The organism is Pseudanabaena biceps PCC 7429 (genome assembly GCF_000332215.1).
GTDB lineage: Bacteria > Cyanobacteriota > Cyanobacteriia > Pseudanabaenales > Pseudanabaenaceae > Pseudanabaena > Pseudanabaena biceps.
Window position 1 is genome coordinate 1 of sequence record NZ_ALWB01000360.1, and the last position, 3,347, is coordinate 3,347.

The 3,347-nt window shown below is 43.7% G+C and carries 3 pseudogenes and 1 CRISPR repeat array; of the pseudogenes, 1 reads left to right on the forward strand and 2 read right to left on the reverse strand.

Annotated elements, in window-relative coordinates:
* A pseudogene (locus PSE7429_RS22275) lies at positions 1-206 on the reverse strand (IS5 family transposase); the annotation flags it as partial.
* 135 nt (positions 207-341) lie between these two features.
* Positions 342-1,614: direct repeats of the CRISPR family, unit length 37 nt; unit sequence GCTTCAAAACCTCTGAAACCCTTTTAGGGATTGAAAC.
* Positions 1,615-2,152: 538 nt separating this feature from the next.
* Between PSE7429_RS22275 and PSE7429_RS24815 the strand changes: the two are divergent.
* Positions 2,153-2,326: pseudogene (locus tag PSE7429_RS24815) on the forward strand (transposase); the annotation flags it as partial.
* Between the two features lie 33 nt (positions 2,327-2,359).
* On the opposite strand, the pseudogene PSE7429_RS24000 reads toward PSE7429_RS24815, so the two are convergent.
* Positions 2,360-3,347 (reverse strand): annotated as a pseudogene (locus PSE7429_RS24000) (IS256 family transposase); the annotation flags it as partial.

Consider the following 3,347-nt stretch of genomic DNA (forward strand, 5'->3'; position numbering starts at 1 on the left):
ATGATCAGTGCTCCCAGTGCCATCCGAAAGCTCTTGGCTGGTGCTCCTTCACCTGAGCTGAATTGTTCTGCATATTCACTCTCAAAACTTTCCCATGGGATTAGTTCCGCTAACTTTACCCATCGATTCTCTCCTGATAGTTTTCCACTAAATGGAAGATAGAAGTTCTCGAATGATAGTTGTCCTTTTGCGGAACGTCGGTACATAAAATTTTATTGATGCAAGGATTTTTCTTGTTTTTGGGCTTTTTCCTTGCATTCTATCAGCTTTTACAACCTTTGGAAACTACTGATTGCAACTGTTTCTGCCTTTTTCAGCAAGCCCTAGGTAATCAGAATCATGCGTCAAAACCTCTGAAACCCTTTTAGGGATTGAAACGCGGTAGAATAGTATCTGCCGATCGCTTCGTCTAACGCTTCAAAACCTCTGAAACCCTTTTAGGGATTGAAACATTTACCAGCCCGTGGCGGCGCGGCAATAATTTGGCTTCAAAACCTCTGAAACCCTTTTAGGGATTGAAACATGTCTGCCGAGATGATTTTGACCGAACTCATACAAGCTTCAAAACCTCTGAAACCCTTTTAGGGATTGAAACCCAATATAAGATTACTGCGTTCATTATGGCTTCTATTTCGCTTCAAAACCTCTGAAACCCTTTTAGGGATTGAAACCCTCTATGCCAAGCTGCTTATACTCAGCTTTCCAGAGCTTCAAAACCTCTGAAACCCTTTTAGGGATTGAAACCGATCGGATTGAAATCAAGCTCATGGAGGTAGCAAGCTAGCTTCAAAACCTCTGAAACCCTTTTAGGGATTGAAACATCTCAACCTCTTTCTCTACTTTCTGCACCCTAGAGCTTCAAAACCTCTGAAACCCTTTTAGGGATTGAAACTGAACTAAACAATATTCCACTAATGATTAATGCTGCTTCAAAACCTCTGAAACCCTTTTAGGGATTGAAACCAAAACCTTTAGCTCGGCTGGCTTCAGTTCTTTACGCTTCAAAACCTCTGAAACCCTTTTAGGGATTGAAACCTAGTGGATATTGAATCGGCATACTCAGGACGCGATGCTTCAAAACCTCTGAAACCCTTTTAGGGATTGAAACTCCTCGAGGTGGGCAGGGGAAATAGATTTTGTTGCCAGCTTCAAAACCTCTGAAACCCTTTTAGGGATTGAAACTGGCGATCGCCTAATGTATTCTCTGGATTTCCATTGCTTCAAAACCTCTGAAACCCTTTTAGGGATTGAAACGATTCGCTGCGATCGTGCTTCAGTACTTGGCAATCCCTTCAAAACCTCTGAAACCCTTTTAGGGATTGAAACTTTTCAAAACATTTATTCGTGCGACATCCGATTGCAGCTTCAAAACCTCTGAAACCCTTTTAGGGATTGAAACAGCCGAAAGGATTGCTACGACTTGATTTGCATTCTGCTTCAAAACCTCTGAAACCCTTTTAGGGATTGAAACCTACTGTTCACTTTTCGAGGAACATGCTACAGGAAGTTTCAAAACCTCTGAAACCCTTTTAGGGATTGAAACTATCCTCAGCCCCATAGAATGCCAATCCCTCAAGGCTTCAAAACCTCTGAAACCCTTTTAGGGATTGAAACAAGGCGATCGGGGGTGAGGGAGTCCTTGGGTGCATCTCAGTTTTGCAAGCCCTAAATACGCTTAGGATGAGAAGGAGAGAAAAACCCATTAAGATAGGCAGAGCGATGTTTGAGGACTTGAGGAACATTTTTTGAAGCCCATTGTGCTCCAGAAATTTGTCCCCGCCGATCAATCTGCTTAACTAAAGATTCAACAGCACCAGAACCAATTGGAATCGATTGATCATGAAAGTGTCTGTAGCAAGGAATGCGATGCCGATGCTTTTGGATATAAGCCAAGAAATTCTCAATACCTGAACTTGCAGATGATTGTAGGATATCCACTACCTGAGCTAATTCACCGTTCCATAATAATTGTTTAATCTCATGTTTTAGCTGGTCATTTAAGTCGGTTTTCCAGAGATTTTCGACCAAGTGATACCAATCTAAAGTTTCACAACGTTGTTGAGCATTGCCAATCTTGCCAAATAGATTCCAAATCCCATCATGCCCATCACCAAGACAGCTAAATATTTCTGGCAAAGGTTGCTGATTTACCCAAACACGGCAGCATGGGATTAGTAAGAGGCGGACATGGCGCAAACTACACCTTGGAGCCGATGAATCAACGGGAGAAATTCTGGCTGCGGTGGTCACCATGAATGATTGCCACGATGGTGAAGTACTCGCCGATATTCTCGAAGGCATTGATGCTGAAATCGCTCAAGTTTCGAGACTGTCAAACATTTTGTGTAAAGTCTAGAAGCTAGATGTGGAGACGATCCTCAAAGAGGATGGCAAAGCGATTAAGAGCAGGCTTCCAATCACGAATGGGCATCGTCCACTTCTTCGAGATATTTCGCATTGCCAAATAAACCAGCTTGAAAGCAGCCTCATCAGAGGGGAAAATCTGTTGAGATTTAATCACCTTACGCAAACTGCTATTCATCGACTCAATGGCATTGGTGGTATAAATCGCCCTACGAATCTCAGGGGGGAAAGCAAAGAAGGGGATAATATTCGCCCAATGACTGCGCCAAGACTTAGAGATCGACGGATATTGTTTGTCCCCATTTCTCAGCAAAAGAGTTTCGAGGTTAAACTCTGCCTCCGATTCCGTTGCCGCAGCATAAATCGCCTTGAGGTCAGCACAAACCTGCTTACGCTGTTGCCAAGGGACAAAAGCAACCGAGTTTCTGACCATGTGGACAATGCATAATTGCACCTGAGTTTTAGGAAACACTGTTTCAAGTGCCTTAGGAAACCCAGTCAAACCATCAACACAAGCAATCAAGATATCCTTGACCCCACGGTTGTGAATTTCGGTGAGTACAGATAACCAGAATTTTGCCCCTTCATTCGGGGAAATCCACATACCCAGTAATTCCTTGTACCCGTCCATATTCACCGCCAAGGCAAAGTACAGTGATTTATTGATCACTCGGCCATTGTCTCGAACTTTGATCACCAGACAGTCCAGAAATATGATCGGATAAACCGCATCTAGGGGACGGTAGGGCGCATTGCTTGACTTCATCAATTACCTCATCAGTGACATTGGAAATAAGCGTTGGTGATACTTCGACCCCATACATTTCTTGCAACTGGGCTTGGATATCCCTGACACTCATACCTCGCGCATACAAGGCAATGCTCTTCTCGTCTAATCCTGACAGTCGATTTTGTCCTTTCTTCACCATCTGTGATTCAAACTCTCCTTGCCGATCGCGCGGGACTGCGATTTCGGCTACACC